The sequence below is a fragment of the Shinella sp. S4-D37 genome (genome assembly GCF_040812195.1).
In the GTDB taxonomy this organism is placed as follows: Bacteria; Pseudomonadota; Alphaproteobacteria; order Rhizobiales; family Rhizobiaceae; genus Shinella.
The window spans coordinates 1,583,465-1,598,849 of sequence record NZ_JBFNXL010000005.1; the positions used below are offsets into that span (position 1 = coordinate 1,583,465).

Sequence of the window (15,385 nt, forward strand, 5' to 3'; positions counted from 1 at the left end):
TCGATGCGCAGCCCATCCCGTCAGGCGTTTTCGACGCCCTGGATGGCGGAGACCTTCCAGTCGCCGCCGTTGCGGCGCAGGAAGGTCCAGATCTCGACGGTTTCCGTCAGATTATCCGGATCGCCGGAAACGAGCGCGCCGGTCGCGCGATCGCGCATCACGTCGATGCTCTCGTAGCGCATGGCGACGGTGGCATAGTCGTCGGCGCCCTCGCGCCAGGCCTCGGCGACGTCGCCCTGCACGAGATGGATGTCGCGCACCTCGTTCTTCAGGCCCTGGGTGGCGTTGTCGCCGAGTTCCTCGGCAAGGTAGGACATCGCCTCCGGCGTGGTGATCTGGCGCAGCGTGCGGAAATCCTCCGCCGCATAGGCCGCCTGCAATTCCTTCAGCATGCTTTCGAACTGTTCGAGGTCCGCCTGCTGGATGCCGATCTCGTCGCCGCCCTTCGGCTGCGGCGCGGTCTTGCGGCTGCCGCCGCCGATGCTCGGGATCTTGAAATCCGGGCCCCTATGCGGCGCGGCATTGCGGGCATGGCCGTTGCCGGCATAGGCAGGGGCGTTCTTCTGCGCGAACATGCGGCGCAGGAACAGGAAGAGGCCGGCGATCAGCAGCACCTGCAGGAGAAGGCCGAGCATGCCGATGCCGCCGCCGAGGCCCTGGCCCATCAGCATGCCGACGAGACCGCCGAGCATGAGGCCGCCGAGCAGCGTGCCGCCGAAGCCGCCGAAGAGGCCGGGACGCGGATTGGTGGCCGTCGCATTGCGGCCGGCGGAGGGCTGGGCCGATTGCTGGCGCGTCATGGTGCGGTCGATCGGCTGGGCGTCCGTCGGGGCGGTGCGCGTCGTCGAGGGTGTCGAGAAGGTGCGGCTGCCGCGGCTGCCGAAGCCGCCGCCGGCGCGGCGGGCCTCCGCGAAGTCGACCATCGTCATCATCACCATCACCGCGACCGCGAGCGTCGCCAGAATGCGTCCAAAGCCCTGTATCAAGATCATTTCCGTCTCTCTTCCCATGCGCCTTATGGCGCGTTGGACCGCATATAGCGGCTGGAGGCCCGGATTTTAAGGGTTTTTCACGCGGAAAGCGGCGTTCACCGTTCACAAAAACGAGACGGCCGCCCTGAGGCGGCCGCTTCTGTTCGTTTTCGGTTTCGCTTAGCTGAAGCGGCCTGCCGCATGGGCGAGCATCGTATAGACCTTGCCGGTATCCGAGGTGAGGTAGGTCTGCGTCATCACCTTGTCGCGGTCGTTGCGCGCCACATCGGCGAGCAGCTTCTCGAAGTCCGAGATGTAGCGGTCGACGGCGGTGCGGAATTCCGGCTCGCGCTCGTACTTGCGCTTGATCTCGTCGAAGGTCTGCTGGCCCTTCAGCGTGTAGAGGCGGCGCGTGAAGACGTCGCGCTCGCCGCGCTGGTAGCGGCGCCACAGGTCGACCGAGGCGTCGTGGTCGATGGCGCGGGCGATATCGACCGACAGCGAGTTCAGCGATTCGACGACATGGCGCGGGTTGCGGCTGTCCGGGCGGGCGGCCTGGCCATCTGCGCGCGGCTGGCTGAACTGGGCCTCCTCGCGCGAGACGGCGCCGCGCAGGAGATCGCGCATCCAGCCGCCTTCGCCGGCGGTCCGGGCTTCGGCTTCCGCGGGCAGGGGCTGCGCACGCTGGGGCACGGAGGCCGGCGCGGCACGCTCGATGCCGAGGCTGCCGCGCAACGGGGCCGGCTCCTCGCGGCGGGGCTCGACGCGGGTTTCCTGCACCGGCTGCGCCTGCTGCACGGCCTTGGCCTGAACCGCTGCCGGGCGGGAGACTTCCAGCGCCGAGGAGGACTTGCCGATGATGTCGGACAGGTCCTGCAGCGCCTTGATCTGCTCGCTGACGGCACGGCGCATCTGGGCGGCGTTCTCCTTGGCCTCTTCCGGCAGGTCGAAGGCGCCGCGCTTCAGTTCGCCGCGGGTCTGGTCGAGCTCCTTGCGGATATCGGCGGCGGCGCGGCGGATTTCTTCCGTTGCGCCGGAGAACTTGCCGACGGCTTCCTCGACGGCCTCGCGCAGCGTGTCGCGCATGATCGCCGTGGCGGCCTCGGATTTCTTGCCGCTCTCGGCGAGCAGGCGATCGACATCGGAGAGCGAGGCGCCGACGCTGCCGCGCAGGCGGTTCGCCACTTCCCGGGTGCGTTCCTCGGCGCGGGCGAAGGAGCCCTCGACCGACTGGCCCGCTTCCTCGCCGGCCTTCATCAGCTGCTCGCGCAGCGTGTTGGCGGCGGCCTCGGCGCGCTTCTCGGTCTCGCCAAGGACGCGGCCGACTTCGGCGAAGGAGGACTGGATGCCGCCGCGCAGATTGCCGGCGATGAGGTTCGAACGCTCCTCGGCGCGGGTGAAGGCGCCCTCGACCATGCCTTCGAGCGACTGCATGGTCTTCTCGATCTCCTCCGAGCGCTGCACGAGGCCGACGGAGAGCGAACGCAGCGCATCCTGGCGCTCCTCCAGCGTCGAGACGAGGTTCGACTGGGCGGCGGCCAGCAGGTCGGAGGCCTGCGACAGGATCTTCGAGTGATCCTCGAAGCGCCCGACGATGCCGCCGATCTGCGAGAGCGTGCCGGACGAGATGTCGGACAGGCGGTCCACCTTGCCTTCGAGCAGGCGCGACGTGGTGGATACCATGTCGGAGGCGCGCTCGGCGGAGGTGGAGAAGCGCTCGGCCGTGCTCGTCAGGCGGCCGTCGATGGCGCCCAGCGTCTGGCTGGCCGCATCGACGATGCCGGCGATCGCGCCGTTGCTTTCCGAAAGGCGGGCGATCAGGCTCTCGACATTGGCCGCAAGGCCGCTTTCGATCTCGCGCATCGCGCCGGCGGCTTCTTCCGTGCGGCCGGTGATGGCGGCGAGCGTGTCGGCCGTGCGGGCGGAGATCGCGTTGATGAGCGCGTTGTTCTCGCTGCGCAGGCGCTCGGCGCTCTCGCGGGCAACGCCGCTGATGCGCTCGGCCGCATCGCGGGCGACGCCGCCGATGCCCTCGGCAGCCTCGCGGCCGACGGCGGCATAGCTGTCGATGACCGGGCGGGCTTCCTCGTCGATCAGGCGGGCAAGCTCTTCCGTGCGGCTTGCCAGCATGGAGTTGAGCTCGCGGGTGCGCTCGTCGAGCGTCGAGCGGATGGAGGCGCCGCGCGCTTCCAGCGCCTTCTCGACATCGCCGAGGCCGGCGCGCAGCGACTGGGCCTGGTCGGCGAGGCGGTTTTCCGTCTCGGCGAAGCGGGCGACGGCGGTCGAGGTGGTCTCCTCGACGGCGCGGGCGAAGGCTTCGTTGCGGGCCGAAAGGTTGCCGGCGAATTCGTCGCCCGTGCGGGCGATGTTCTCGGCGGCGCGCTGGGCTTCGGCGCCCATTTCCTGGGCTGCGCGGGAAACCGCGCCGCGCAGCGTCGTGCTGAGGCTGGCGAATTCCTCGCCGGTCTTGGCGAGCGACTGGGCGGAGCGGACCGCTTCGGCGTCCATGTCCTGGGCAGCCTGGGACACCGCATCGCGCAGCGTGGCGGCAAGGCCGGCGGCCTTGCCGTCGATCGTGCGGTTGACGCTGTCGAGGCCGATGGTCAGCGCGCGGTCCATCGTGCCGAGGCGTTCCTCGATGCGGCCGGTCTTCTCGTCGATCGTGCCGGCGATGCGCACGGCGGCTTCGCCGGTGATGCGCTCGATGTCGCCGGTGCGGGCCGTGAGCGTGCCGTCGATGCGTTCGGCGGCCTCGCCGGCGATGCGGGCGATATCGCCGGTGCGGGCGGCGAGCGTGCTGTCGATGCGCTCGGCGGCCTCGCCGACGGCGCGGCTGATCTCGTCGGCGCGGTTGACGAGGGCGCCGTCGATCCGTTCGGCGGCGTTGCCGACGGTGCGCTCGATCTGGCTTGCCCGGTTGAGGAGCGTGCCCTCTAGGCGTTCGGCGGCCTCGCCGACGGTGCGGCCGATCTCCTCGACGCGGCCGACCAGGGCGCCGTCGATCCGCTCGGCGGCGTTGCCGACGGTCATCTCGATCTGGGTGGCGCGGGCAATCAGTGTGTCGTCGATGCGGTCGGCAGCCTCCCCGACGACGCGGTTGATCTCTTCGACGCGGCCGACGAGGGCGCCGTCGATGCGCTCGGCGGCGTTGCCGACGGTCATCTCGATCTGGGTGGCGCGGGCGATCAGCGTGTCGTCGATGCGGTCGGCGGCCTCACCGGCGACGCGGGCGATCTGGTCGGCGCGGCTTGCCAGCGCACCGTCGATGCGCGCGGCGGCTTCGCCGGTGACGCGCTCGATATCGGTGAGGCGGCCGGCAAGGGCACCCTCGATGCGCTCGCTCGCGCTGGCGCTGAGGCGTTCGATATCCGTGACACGGCCGGCGAGGGCGGCGGCGATGCGGGCGGTCGTCTCGTCGCCGATGCGCTCCACCTCGGCCATCGGCCGGGAGAGGGCGTCGGAGACGCGCAGCGACACGTCGCCGCCCACGCGATCGAGGTCGCTGAGGCGTTCAGACAGCGTGTCGGAAATGCGCGAGGCGGCGGTGTCGACGAGGCCGGAGACATGATCGACGCTGTACTCGATGCGGGATTCGAGCTTGCCGAGGTTCTCCTCCAGGCGGCTGCCGGTGGTGTCGAAGCGGTTGGCGACGCTGTCGACCGTCTGTTCCATGCGGTTGCCGAAGGTATCGGCGGCCTGGACGATCTTGGCCGAGGTCTCGACAAGGCGTTCGGCGACGGCGCCGACGCTTTCGCGCACCTTCTGGTCGAGCAGGGTGCCGCTGCTGTCGATGGTGCGGCGCAGGGCCTCCTCGTGCTGCTCCATCGACAGTTCCAGCATGCCGGCGCTGGTGGCGATCGAAGTGCCGATGGTGGTCACCTGGTCGTTCAGCGTCTCGGCGAGATGGTCGCGGCCTTCGGTGATGGCGAGGTTGATCGCGTTGATGCGGTCGTCGAGCGTCGCGCGGATCTCGTCATGGGTGGAGACCAGCGAGCCGGTGAGCGTCGAGGCCCTGTCCGAAAGCTGTTCCATCGACAGTTCCAGCATGCCCGTGCTCGTGGCGATCGAGGTGCCGATGGAGGTGACCTGGTCGTTCAGCGTCTCGTTGATCTGGTTGCGGCCCTCGGCGATGGCAAGGTTGATCGCGTCGATGCGGTCGTCCAGCGTCGCGCGGATCTGCTCGTGGGTGGAGACGAGGGAACCCGCCAGTTCCGAGGCGCGGCCCGAAAGCTGCTCGGCGATGCTGGCGGCGCGGCCGGAGAACGCTTCGGCGAATTCGGCGGCCTGGCCGTGCAGGACGCCCGTGAGCTGCTGGTTGCCTTCCGACAGAACCGTGCCGACGCGCTCGGCCGCCGCGTCGATGGCCGACTGCATGGCGCCGGCGCTGTTGGACAGGACCGAGGCGAGGTTGGCCGTGCGGCCGGTGATGGCGTCGTCGATCTGGCGGGCGGCGCCCGTCAGGGCGCTCTCGACGCGGCCGGCGGCGGCGCCGACGGAGTGTTCGAGCTGGCTGCCGGTCTCGTTCAGCATGGAGGAGAGGGCGGCGGTGCGCTCGGACAGCGCGCTGTCGATGCGGTTGTGGCTGGCGGCGATCGTCGAGGCGATCTCGTCGGCGCGGGCGCCGAGCGCGTCTTCCATGCGGGCCTGGGCCGCCTCGATCCCGCCGGCGATGGCCGAGCCGCGCGAATCGAGCGCGTCCGTCAGGCGGCGCTCGCTGCCGGAGATGCTTTCCACCAGGGCGCTGGCGCGGGCGCCAAGGGCCTCTTCCATGCGGGCCTGGGCCGCCTCGATGTCGGTGGCGATGGCCGAGCCGCGCGAATCGAGCGCGTCCGTCAGGCGGCGCTCGCTGCCGGAAATGCTTTCCGCCAGGGCGTCCGCACGGGTGGCAAAACCGCTTTCGATGCGGTTCTGCACGTCGGCGAGGCCGCCGAGAAGGATGGCGGACTTTTCCGAGAGGACCGCGCCCATGCGCTCATGCGCGCCGCCGACGGCATTGGAAATGGCGTCGGCATGGCCGGAGACGGCGCTTTCGAGCACTTCCTGGCTGGTGGCGAGCGTCGTCGCCAGCGCGAAGGACTGGTCGGTGAGCGTGTTGCCGAGGCGGTCGATGCTGGAGGTGAGGATGCCGTCCATCGCGTCGCGGCCGCTGGCGACCGTCTCGTTGATGCGGGCAAGGCTCTCCATCAGCTTGCTGTCGAGCGAGCCGGCGCGCTGGTCGAAGGCCTGGGCGAATTCCTCGACGCGGTGGTCGAAGGCGCTGGCGATCTGGCCGACGGTGGCCTGCATGCGCTCGTCGAAGAAGCCGGTGCGCAGGTCGAGGTCCATGACCGTGTCGTCGGCAGCGTTCTTGAGGCTCTGGCGGAACTGCGCGCCCTTCTCGTCGAGCGCGGCGTTCATCGACTGGAGAACATGGTCGAGGCCGCCGGTGACGGCCTGCTGGCCGATCGACAGGCTCTCGCTGATCTCGCGGGTGCGGGCGATCAGCGTCTCGTTGAGCTGCTTGGCGCGCTCGTTCAGCGCGGCGTTCAACTTCTCGGTATTGGTGTCGAGCGAGGTGGCGCGCGTCTCGAACTGCTGCAGGAGGTCACGGCCGCGCGAATCGAGGTTGTGGGTGAGCTGGTCGAGGCGGCTGTCGAACTCGTTGGCGAGCGCGAGGCCGGACGAGTTCAGCGTCGACAGCAGGCTGTCGGTGCGGGCCGACAGCATGGCGCCGATCGTCTGCGTCGCGCTGTCGGATTTCTCCATCAGCATGGCGGCGCGGGTGTCGAGCATGGAGGCGAAGGCTTCGCCCGAGGTGGCGAGGCGCTGGGTGATGTTGTCGCCGGCGCTGGCCAGTTCGTCCTTGAGCTGCTCGTGCGCGCCGGAGATCGACGAGCGGATGCGCTCGGCATGGCTGACGATCGCCTCGCGCTCCGAGCCGAGTTCCTGGACGAGGGTGCGCACGCGCATCTCGTTGTCGGAATAGCTGCGTTCCAGCGCGTTGACTTCGGAATGCACGAGCGTTTCCAGCTCGGTGGCGCGGGCGATGGTGCGCTCGATGCCCTCGTTCATCGCCGAGACCTCGCGGCGGACGGCCTGGCCGACGCTCATGATGCGGTCGCTGGCGACGGTTTCCGGCTCGGACAGGCGCAGCGCGACCTCCGCCATGGAGCGGGCTGCGCTGCGCAGTTCCTGGGCGCGGGAGATCATGATCGCGAAGGCGAAGAACAGCATGATCGGCATGACGATGGCGACGACCATGCCGATGGCGCCGGGCAGCGCCACGAGGTCGGCGACCGAGCGGATCTGCCAGATCTCGGGTGCATAGAGCAGGTTGGCAACGCCGAGCCCGCCGATGACCCACAGGACGGACACCAGGACGGCCATGCGGATCGAGGCGCGGCCGGAGCGCACGTCCAGCGATTTCAGGATCGCGGCCGGCGTCTTGCGGGAGCCGTCGTTGGCAGGGGTGAAGGCAGGGGTCTTCGGCGCCGGCTCGGGGCCGAGGCCGCGCGCGGTTTCGCCGGATGCGGGGCGATTGGCGGGCTTTTCCTGCACCTTGTTCGGAACGCGGCTTGCTGGTTCAGACACATGGGCCTCCGAAGCGTCCTTCTTCGAGGGCGTCTCCGGCGCTAGATCATCAAAGTCGATCTTCAGTGCTTCTTCCAGGGCCTGGAAGGCCTTGTCGTCGATCGACTCGGTGGGCTTGTTCGTCGCCATGCGGATACGCCTCGTTACCATGTCCGGGATCGGGCTTCATGCGCGCTGCCGCTGCTCAGGCGCATTCGAACCGGTCCGGTTGGCGGCCGGTCTTGCTGCATACCCTCATGGCATGCAGCGTCCGGACCACCGTTCATTCCAAATTCGCTCGATAGACCGAAAAGGCGAAGCGGTGTATCTCCGCCCACGGCTTATCCACCGGGACTATCCGGTCGTATCGTAGTGACACATTAGCCTGTATCACACAATTCATTGCCATCTCCCTTCGCTCGAAACTTAACAGGAAGTTAAGATCGGGCGATTCCGTATCGCGATGGAAAACCTGTGAAAACGGCAATTTTTCAGCCGTTAACCATAGTTTGCGATTCATGCCCATTTTGCGCCGTCTTTTAATCGGATAGCCGCGCCGGCCGCGCAGGATGACCCTCAAGGTCCGCGTGCACCAGAAAGAAACAAGCGTACACCGCGTCTATAAGGATATTGGCAAATGGCAGCGCTCAACATCGCATTCGAGGCACCCGACAATACGGGCGGCATGTCCCATTGCGGGGAGAAGCCGATCGATCTGGCACACCTCGCCCGCCAGACCATGGGCGACAAGGGGCTGGAACTCGAAGTGCTGCAGATGTTCAGCCGGCAGGCGCGCGAGAGCATGAAGGAACTGGCGGGCACCGAAGGCGCCGCCCGCGCCGCCGTCGCCCATCGCCTCAAGGGCTCGGCCCAGTCCGTCGGCGCCACCGCGGTCGGCAGGGCGGCCGCCGCGCTGGAGGACGACCCGGCCGATGCCGCGGCGCTCGCCGGCGTCGCCGCCGCCGTGGTCGAGGCGGAAAACTTCATCCTCAAGCTCTGCCGCTGATCGCCGCGGGCCCGCCGTGCCGTCCCGGCGCGGCGGGAAAAGCCGATGGCGCGCCCGGACCGGCCGGAACCTACCGGGCGCGCGATGTTGACTGGAGAGGGGTTTTGTTGGAAACGTCCGCGGAAAACCGGCGCGTTCGACCACCTTCCCGCCGGCCGTTCGTTCGCCCGCCCGGGCAGTCTTGAGGATCCGGAAGCCATCATGAGCAAACTCACCATCGTCGCCTTCGACGGCACGCGCCACGACCTCACCGTCGCCAACGGCTCCACGGTCATGGAAAACGCCGTGCGCAACTCCGTGCCCGGCATCGAGGCCGAGTGCGGCGGCGCCTGCGCCTGCGCGACCTGTCATGTCTATGTCGACGACGCCTGGAGCGCGGTCGTCGGCCCGCCGGAAGCGATGGAGGAGGACATGCTGGACTTCGCCTACGAGGTGCGCCCGACCTCGCGGCTTTCCTGTCAGATCAAGATATCGGATGCGCTGGACGGGCTCGTCGTCCACGTTCCCGAACGCCAGGCCTGACATCGCCCTTCCCGGATTTGCCGAAGCGCGCGGCCGGTTCCGGCCGTCGCCTTGCCGTCTCTTCTTCATCACGGAAGAAGAGATCGCGGGCTTTTTCACGCCGGCAAGAATAGAAGGGCAAAAAAAGAGCCTCGCCGGTCGGTCAGGACGAGCGAGGCCAGGAGGGCGCATCGCAGCAGGAGAGGGAGGAGACGCCTGCTGCCTTGATTGGGACGCGCCAGGAGAACCTGTTACAAACCGTTTCATGCGACTTCGGGAAGGAAAATCGTCTTCCCGTTCACTGTTGATATGAAAATACGGCGATTTGCAGAATTGCGCTATCGCTAAAACTAACCAGTCATTTCGTGCATGAAAAGGCGCGCGGGCCTTCGCCCGGTCCCGTTCCATTAAAACTCTTTCAAGAAATACCTGCCGGTGCCGCGCCTTACTCGGCGCGGCTCTTCAACCGGTGCACCAGCAGGCGCATCATCCGGTCGTTGAAGTTCTTCGATTCGATGCGGTCGAAACGCGCCTGGTCGGCATCGTGCTTCGAGACGGCGTCGGCCGTCACCCGGTCGACGCGCGCCTGCATGCGTTCGCAGTCGGCTTCGGGGCGCAGGCTCCTCAACGTGCGCTCCAGGCCGCGGGCGTGGTTGCGGGCGATCTCGGCGTGGCGTTCCTCGTGGCGCTTGATGTCGCTCGAAAGCGTATCCCAGATGAGGGCGAGCGACGGGGTGGCGCGCTTGCGGTGTTTCCAGCGCGGCAGGATGATCTCGGTGGAGAGCGTCACCCGCGCCTCGCCGACGGCGCATCGGCTGCCGCGGCGCACATAGGTCACCGAGCCGCCCCACTTGATCCGGGTGGCGCCGGGATGGCGCGCGCCGCTGTGCTTCATGACCGGGCCGCGCTTCGACAGCTCCTCGTCGAGCTCGGCCGCCGTGCGTCCGCCGACGGAAAAATAGGCGAAGGTCTTGGAGGTGATGGTGTCGGCGCGGGCCGGCTGGAACGCAAGGCAGACAAGGGCGGCCAGGGCCATCAGGCGAGCGGTGGTCGTCATTCCGTCAGCATTCCTTTCGCCACCGGATCGTCCGGCGTGGAGACCGGCCCAAGGGGCCGGTTGAACTTCCCCCGAGCTTGGGGCATAGGCTCGGCGAGCGCAACACCCTATCCGGGACGCCGCTCGACAGCCTTAGCGGTGAATCCGTTGATTTAAAGCTAAGGGTGCCGGGGAATATCCGAGGCGCTGTGGTCAACCGCGGGAGGAAACCGCCATGTTCTCGCCCTTTCAACCCTTTCGCTGGGCGCTTGCCCACGGCCGTTCGCTGGAACTCGGTCCGCGCGGCATTTTGATGGCGATCGTCAACGTGACGCCGGATTCCTTTTCCGACGGCGGCCGCTTCGACAGCGCCGACAAGGCGGTGGCGCAGGCCATCCTCTGTCTTGAAGAGGGGGCGGAGATCGTCGACATCGGCGGGGAATCGACGCGGCCGGGCGCGGCTCTCGTCTCGGCGGCGCAGGAGCAGGACCGCATCCTGCCCGTCATCGAGGCGCTGGCGGGCACGACGGACGCGATCATCTCCGTCGATACCTACAGGGCCGAGACGGCGCGGCTTGCCGTTGCGGCCGGCGCCCATATCGTCAACGACGTGCACGGCCTGCAGCGCGAGCCCGACATTGCCGGCGTCGCCGCGAAGACCGGGGCGGGGCTGTGCATCATGCATACCGGGCGGGACCGCGAGAAGCGGCCGGACGTCGTGGAGGACCAGTATCTCTTCCTCGGCCGCTCGCTGGAGATCGCCCGGGCGGCCGGCGTCGCGCGCGAGGCGATGGTGCTCGATCCCGGCTTCGGCTTTGCCAAGGATACGGACGAGAACCTCGAACTGATGGCGCGTTTCGGCGAGCTTTACGGCTTCGAACTGCCGATCCTCGCCGGCACCTCGCGAAAACGCTTCGTCGGCGCCGTCACGGGGCGGGAGGCGGAGGGCCGCGACGCCGGCACGGCCGCCTCCACCGCATTGCTGCGGATCGCCGGCGCGGCGGTCTTCAGGGTGCACGATGTCGCAATCAACAGGGATGCGCTGGCGATGGCGGATGCTATGCTTGCCGCGGGGCGCAACGTGTCGGCGCGCGAGGCGCGCGCCTGACAGGCAGCCAGACAGGAAAGACCCATGACCACCACCTACACGATCACGCTCAAGAACTGCGCCTTCTTCGCCCGTCACGGCCTGCACGATGCCGAGGAGTTCCTCGGCCAGCGGTTCTTCGTCGACGCGGAACTGGAGGTGCGCCCGCTGCGCCCGCTCTCCGACGACGCGATCGAATCGACCGTGGACTACGGCGTCGCCTTCCAGGAGATCGAACGGATCGTCACCGGCCAGCGGCGCTATCTCATCGAGGCGCTGGCGCAGGAGATCGCCAGCGTGCTCTGTGCCCGTTTCCCGCAGATTTCCCGCGCGCGCATCACGGTGCGCAAGCCGAACGCGCCGGTGCCCGGCGTGCTGGACTTCGTGCAGGTGACGGTCGACCATGCCGTCTGAGCCCTTCCGCCGGGCCGCGCTCGGCCTCGGCGGCAATATCGGCGATCCCGTGCGCGCCATGGCCGAGGCGCTGCGCGCGCTCGATGCGCGCGAGGATTGCCGCGTGACGGCCGTCTCGCGGCTCTACCGCACGCCGCCCTGGGGCAAGACCGACCAGGACTGGTTCTTCAACGCCTGCGCGCTGGTCGACACGGTGCTTGCGCCCGAGCCGCTGCTCGACACCTGCCTTGCCATCGAGCGCGACATGAAGCGCGAGCGCAAGGAGCGCTGGGGGCCGCGCACCATCGATATCGACGTCCTGACCTATGAGGGCGTGGCGCAGACCGGCGGACGGCTGGACCTGCCGCATCCGCGCATGACGGGGCGCGGCTTCGTGCTGATGCCGCTTGCCGACGTGGCGCCCGCCCTCGTGGTGGAGGGGCGAACGGTGACGGCATGGCTGGGGGATGCGGATGTCGCCGGCATCGAGCCGGCGAGCGCCGGCTGCGACTGGTGGCAGGCTACTTGATCGAACCGACGGCGATGTCGTCGAGATTGCGGTCGAGCGAGACGCCGATGACCGGGACCATCTTGTCGGCGACCTTCACCGAGATGGTGATGTTCATCTTGTTGTCGCCGTCGAGGCGCGCGATCATCGCGCCGTTGAGCTTCTGGCGGTTGATGCCGACGACCACCTTGTTGCCGTTGACCTGGCCGGAGGTGATGTCGAGGCCCTTGCCGGAGGCGCCGTCGAGGAACTTGCCCTTGTAGGTGCCGCCCGCGCGCGTGATGAGGGCGGACATGGGCTGCTTGAAGACGCCGACGCGGCAGAAGCCGTCGAGCTGGATGCCGGCGCCCTTGGCGGGGGCCGTGTCGCCCGTCAGGTCGCAGGCGAACTTGGTGCCCTTGTACTTGCCGGCGACGATCTCGCCCTTGCCCTGCCAATTGCCGGTGACCTGCTCGAAGAAGGCCTTGTCGCGCGAGCCGGCGGAGGCCGGAAGCGCGATGGCGGTGGCTGCGAGGAAGGCCGCTGCGGAGACGCGGGCGATCAAAGAAGTGCGCGGGTACATGAACGATCCTTGATGGGCGACGGCCATCCGGCCTGCTTGTGTGCGACGAGATTTGCGCGAAAATGGTTAATGGACGGTTTCCGGCCGTCCCGCCCGTCGTGATTTACCGGTCGCGCAGGCCCGGAAAACCGGGGTGTTGCAGCGAATCCACAGTGCGCCACCGTCAAGGGCGCGCGGCTCACGCTTCGTCGCGCCGGCCGCCCGCCACGCCCGGCGTCAGGTCGCCGATGAAATCGCCGATGCCGGGCCGCTTCAGCGCGCGGAAGGGCATGGGCCGGCAGAGGTCCATGGCGGCGATGCCGATCCGCGCCGTCATCAGGCCGTTGATGACGCCTTCGCCGAGCCGGGCGGAGAGTTTCGCGGCGAGCCCGTGGCCCAGCACCTGCTGCACCAGGCTGTCGCCCATGGCGATGGAGCCGGTGACGGCGAGATGGGCGACGACGTCGCGCATCAGCCGCAGCATGCCGATCTTGCCCGGGCGCCCGCCGTAGAGCTCCGCCATGCCGCGCACCAGCCGGCTGCTTTCGTAGACGACGTAGCCGAGATCGACCAGCGCGCGCGGGCTGACGGCGGTGACGATGGAGACCCGCTTGGCGGCGCCGAGGATCAGCGCGCGCGCCTCGCGGTCGAGCGGCGCCATCAGTTCGCGTTCGGCAAGGTCGACGAGGTGGGCCGCATCGATGATCTCGCCCTCGGTCTCGGCAAGGCGGGCGCGTCCGCGCGCCGTCTGCGGCCGGGCGGCGACGAGATGCACGAGGCGGGCGAGGATGGCGCGGCCGGCCTGCGGGCCCGGCGCCAGCGCCGCCGCGGCGACGTCGCGCTTGAGGTCCTGCACCGCGGCGAGGCGGCGCAGGCCGATCAGTTCGCGCGCGACGAGGCCGAGCACGGCGAGCACGGCCACGGCGGCGGCCGCGATCGCGAGATAGCCGAGCCAGTCGTTGCGGCTGAAGAGGTCGCGGATCAGCGCGTCGACCCAGAGGCCGACGGCGAGCGAGACGAGGAGGCCGAGCGCGCCGAGGGCGAGGCGGCCGAGCGTCAGGCGGCGACGGCGCGGGGTCGCGACCGGCGGCGCCAGGTCCGGCAGGTCGGCGGTGGTGGCGATGAAGGGATCCTCGGCATCCGGCGTCAGCGTGACGGCGTCGTCGAAGGCGGCGGGCGCACGGGGGTTTGCGCGCTGGGGCGGCTGCGGGGAGCCGGCGGGCAGCGAGAAGGCGGCGGGCTTGCGCGGGCGGTCGTTCATGCGAGCCGGTCTCCGATCAGGTATTGCAGCGCGCGGTCGAGGCGGATGTGCGGCACGGACAGTTTCAGGCCGCCGCCCGTCTCCTCGATATGCGGCGGGCGGAAGCGCACGAAATTGAGGAGATGCGGCGCCGCGCCTTCGGGCAGGGATTCAAGTTCCTTGAAAAGGGAATCCGGATCCTTCGGCAAGTCCCCGGGAAATATGGCTGTTTTCCGTTCGCCGTCGAAGGTCTCGCCGTTGATCCGCTCGCCGGCCATCGGCACGCCGACGATGACCGGCAGGTCCTCGCCGTCATGCTTGACGGTCGCCTCGCGGGTGGCGCGCACGGAGGCGAGCGCCATCACCTCGATGCCGGCGCCGCTCATGCCGATGCGCGCGATGGCGCGCTCGACGAGGCGGCGCGTGACGGCCTCCAGCCGCGCATGGCTCTCGTGGTGCAGGTGGTCCGCCTTGGTGGCGGCGATCACGATGCGGTCGATGCGGCGCGTGACGAAGGAGGAGAGGAAGCTGTTCGCGCCGGCGCGAAAGCAATCGAGCACGTCGCCGAGCGCGCGTTCCAGGTCGTGCACGGCCTCCGCGCCGCGGTTGATCGCCTGCAGGGCGTCGATCAGCACGATCTGCCGGTCGAGCCGGGCGAAGTGTTCTCGGAAGAACGGGCGCACGACGTGCGTCTTGTAGGCCTCGTAGCGGCGCTCCATCATGGCATGCAGCGAGCCCCTGGCCGGACGGCCTTCCTGAAGGTTCGGCAGCGGGGCGAAGGTGAGGGCTGGCGAGCCTTCGAGGTCTCCGGGCATCAGGAAGCGGCCGGGCGGCAGGGTGGAGAGGGAGCGCTCGTCGGATTTGCAGGCCTTCAGATAGGCGGTGAAGGCGTCTGCCAGCATGCGGGCGGTCGCTTCCTCGGCGACGGCGGCGGGATCGACGGTCGCCGACAGGGCCAGCCAGTCGCGCGCCAGTTCCGCGCGGATGCCGGATTGCGCGAGCGCCACGGTGTTGGCGCTGAAGGCGCGGAAATCCTGCGCGAGCAGCGGCAGGTCGAGCAGCCATTCGCCGGGATAGTCGACGATGTCGATCGACAGCCGGCCGGGCGAGAGGAGGCGGCCCCAGCCGGAGGCGCTCTCGTAGTCGAGCGTCAGGCGAAGCTGCGAGATGGCGCGGGTCGAATCCGGCCAGAGGCGGTCGGCGACCAGCGCGCGGATATGGTCCTCGTACTGGAAGCGCGGCACGGCGTCGTCCGGCTGCGGCTCCAGCCGGATCTTCGACACGCGCCCCGAGCGTCCCGCTTCGAACAGCGGCAGGCGGCCGCCGTTCAGCAGGTTATGCACCAGTGAGGAGATGAACACCGTCTTTCCCGCGCGCGAAAGGCCGGTCACGCCGAGGCGGATCGACGGGTTGACGAGATTGGTGGCGCGGCCGGTCAGCGCGTCGAGCGCGAGCAGGGCTTCGTCGGTCAGGGTGGTCAGGCTAGGGGGCAAGGTCTCTTTCCAGCATCGAAGGCGATATAGGAAACGAAATCGGGCGGAAAAAGAGGCCGC

Annotated in this window: 11 protein-coding genes; 5 read left to right on the forward strand and 6 right to left on the reverse strand. The window is 68.8% G+C overall.

Annotated elements, in window-relative coordinates:
• Nucleotides 1–20: 20 nt before the first annotated feature.
• Together AB3G45_RS15080 and AB3G45_RS15085 are read right to left on the reverse strand one after the other, a co-directional pair.
• Nucleotides 21–992, reverse strand: coding sequence for a Tim44 domain-containing protein (locus AB3G45_RS15080; protein ID WP_367831343.1), 972 nt, complete (start codon nucleotides 990–992; stop codon nucleotides 21–23).
• A gap of 159 nt (nucleotides 993–1,151) precedes the next feature.
• On the reverse strand, nucleotides 1,152–7,670 hold the full coding sequence (locus tag AB3G45_RS15085) for a kinesin (RefSeq protein WP_367831344.1): 6,519 nt from the start codon (nucleotides 7,668–7,670) through the stop codon (nucleotides 1,152–1,154).
• Nucleotides 7,671–8,157: 487 nt separating this feature from the next.
• Between AB3G45_RS15085 and AB3G45_RS15090 the strand changes: the two genes are divergently transcribed.
• Both AB3G45_RS15090 and AB3G45_RS15095 read left to right on the forward strand, forming a co-directional pair.
• A complete protein-coding gene (locus tag AB3G45_RS15090) occupies nucleotides 8,158–8,526 on the forward strand; it encodes an Hpt domain-containing protein (RefSeq protein WP_367831345.1) in 369 nt (122 codons plus the stop codon).
• Nucleotides 8,527–8,727: 201 nt separating this feature from the next.
• Nucleotides 8,728–9,048, forward strand: coding sequence for a 2Fe-2S iron-sulfur cluster-binding protein (locus tag AB3G45_RS15095; RefSeq protein WP_367831346.1), 321 nt, complete (start codon nucleotides 8,728–8,730; stop codon nucleotides 9,046–9,048).
• A 424-nt stretch (nucleotides 9,049–9,472) separates the two neighbouring features.
• Here AB3G45_RS15095 and AB3G45_RS15100 read toward each other — a convergent pair whose 3' ends face one another.
• Entirely contained in the window at nucleotides 9,473–10,084 is a 612-nt protein-coding gene (locus tag AB3G45_RS15100) for a DUF922 domain-containing Zn-dependent protease (protein ID WP_367831347.1), read from the reverse strand.
• 214 nt (nucleotides 10,085–10,298) lie between these two features.
• On the opposite strand from AB3G45_RS15100, the gene folP reads away from it, so the two are divergent.
• From folP to folK, 3 genes are read left to right on the forward strand one after another with little or no spacing between them, the layout of a single operon-like run.
• Nucleotides 10,299–11,171 carry a dihydropteroate synthase gene (gene folP / locus AB3G45_RS15105; RefSeq protein ID WP_367831348.1) on the forward strand — a complete coding sequence of 291 codons (873 nt, stop codon included), beginning with the start codon at nucleotides 10,299–10,301 and terminating at the stop codon, nucleotides 11,169–11,171.
• 24 nt (nucleotides 11,172–11,195) lie between these two features.
• Nucleotides 11,196–11,564 carry a dihydroneopterin aldolase gene (gene folB / locus AB3G45_RS15110; RefSeq protein ID WP_367831349.1) on the forward strand — a complete coding sequence of 123 codons (369 nt, stop codon included), beginning with the start codon at nucleotides 11,196–11,198 and terminating at the stop codon, nucleotides 11,562–11,564.
• The gene (gene folK, locus AB3G45_RS15115) at nucleotides 11,554–12,072 is read left to right on the forward strand and encodes a 2-amino-4-hydroxy-6-hydroxymethyldihydropteridine diphosphokinase (protein WP_367831350.1); all 519 of its coding nucleotides are present in this window, start codon (nucleotides 11,554–11,556) and stop codon (nucleotides 12,070–12,072) included. The genes folB and folK overlap by 11 nt, the downstream gene beginning before the upstream one ends.
• Here the strand turns inward: folK and AB3G45_RS15120 are convergent.
• From AB3G45_RS15120 to AB3G45_RS15130, 3 genes are all read right to left on the reverse strand, one after another.
• The gene (locus tag AB3G45_RS15120; protein WP_367831351.1) at nucleotides 12,065–12,613 is read right to left on the reverse strand and encodes a hypothetical protein; all 549 of its coding nucleotides are present in this window, start codon (nucleotides 12,611–12,613) and stop codon (nucleotides 12,065–12,067) included. The two genes, folK and AB3G45_RS15120, sit on opposite strands and share 8 nt — an antisense overlap.
• Before the next feature lie 178 nt (nucleotides 12,614–12,791).
• Nucleotides 12,792–13,853 carry a YcjF family protein gene (locus AB3G45_RS15125; RefSeq protein ID WP_367831352.1) on the reverse strand — a complete coding sequence of 354 codons (1,062 nt, stop codon included), beginning with the start codon at nucleotides 13,851–13,853 and terminating at the stop codon, nucleotides 12,792–12,794.
• A complete protein-coding gene (locus AB3G45_RS15130) occupies nucleotides 13,850–15,325 on the reverse strand; it encodes a YcjX family protein (RefSeq protein ID WP_367831353.1) in 1,476 nt (491 codons plus the stop codon). Before AB3G45_RS15130 ends, AB3G45_RS15125 begins: the two co-directional genes overlap by 4 nt.
• Between the last annotated feature and the right edge of the window lie 60 nt (nucleotides 15,326–15,385).

What these genes read in the sequence shown, in the direction of transcription:
- AB3G45_RS15125 (WP_367831352.1), bottom strand. Translation starts at nt 13,853, where the DNA reads ATGAACGACCGCCCGCGCAAGCCCGCCGCCTTCTCGCTGCCCGCCGGC.
- AB3G45_RS15085 (WP_367831344.1), bottom strand. Translation starts at nt 7,670, where the DNA reads ATGGCGACGAACAAGCCCACCGAGTCGATCGACGACAAGGCCTTCCAG.
- folK (WP_367831350.1), top strand. Translation starts at nt 11,554, where the DNA reads ATGCCGTCTGAGCCCTTCCGCCGGGCCGCGCTCGGCCTCGGCGGCAAT.
- AB3G45_RS15090 (WP_367831345.1), top strand. Translation starts at nt 8,158, where the DNA reads ATGGCAGCGCTCAACATCGCATTCGAGGCACCCGACAATACGGGCGGC.
- AB3G45_RS15100 (WP_367831347.1), bottom strand. Translation starts at nt 10,084, where the DNA reads ATGACGACCACCGCTCGCCTGATGGCCCTGGCCGCCCTTGTCTGCCTT.
- AB3G45_RS15080 (WP_367831343.1), bottom strand. Translation starts at nt 992, where the DNA reads ATGATCTTGATACAGGGCTTTGGACGCATTCTGGCGACGCTCGCGGTC.
- folP (WP_367831348.1), top strand. Translation starts at nt 10,299, where the DNA reads ATGTTCTCGCCCTTTCAACCCTTTCGCTGGGCGCTTGCCCACGGCCGT.
- AB3G45_RS15095 (WP_367831346.1), top strand. Translation starts at nt 8,728, where the DNA reads ATGAGCAAACTCACCATCGTCGCCTTCGACGGCACGCGCCACGACCTC.
- AB3G45_RS15120 (WP_367831351.1), bottom strand. Translation starts at nt 12,613, where the DNA reads ATGTACCCGCGCACTTCTTTGATCGCCCGCGTCTCCGCAGCGGCCTTC.
- folB (WP_367831349.1), top strand. Translation starts at nt 11,196, where the DNA reads ATGACCACCACCTACACGATCACGCTCAAGAACTGCGCCTTCTTCGCC.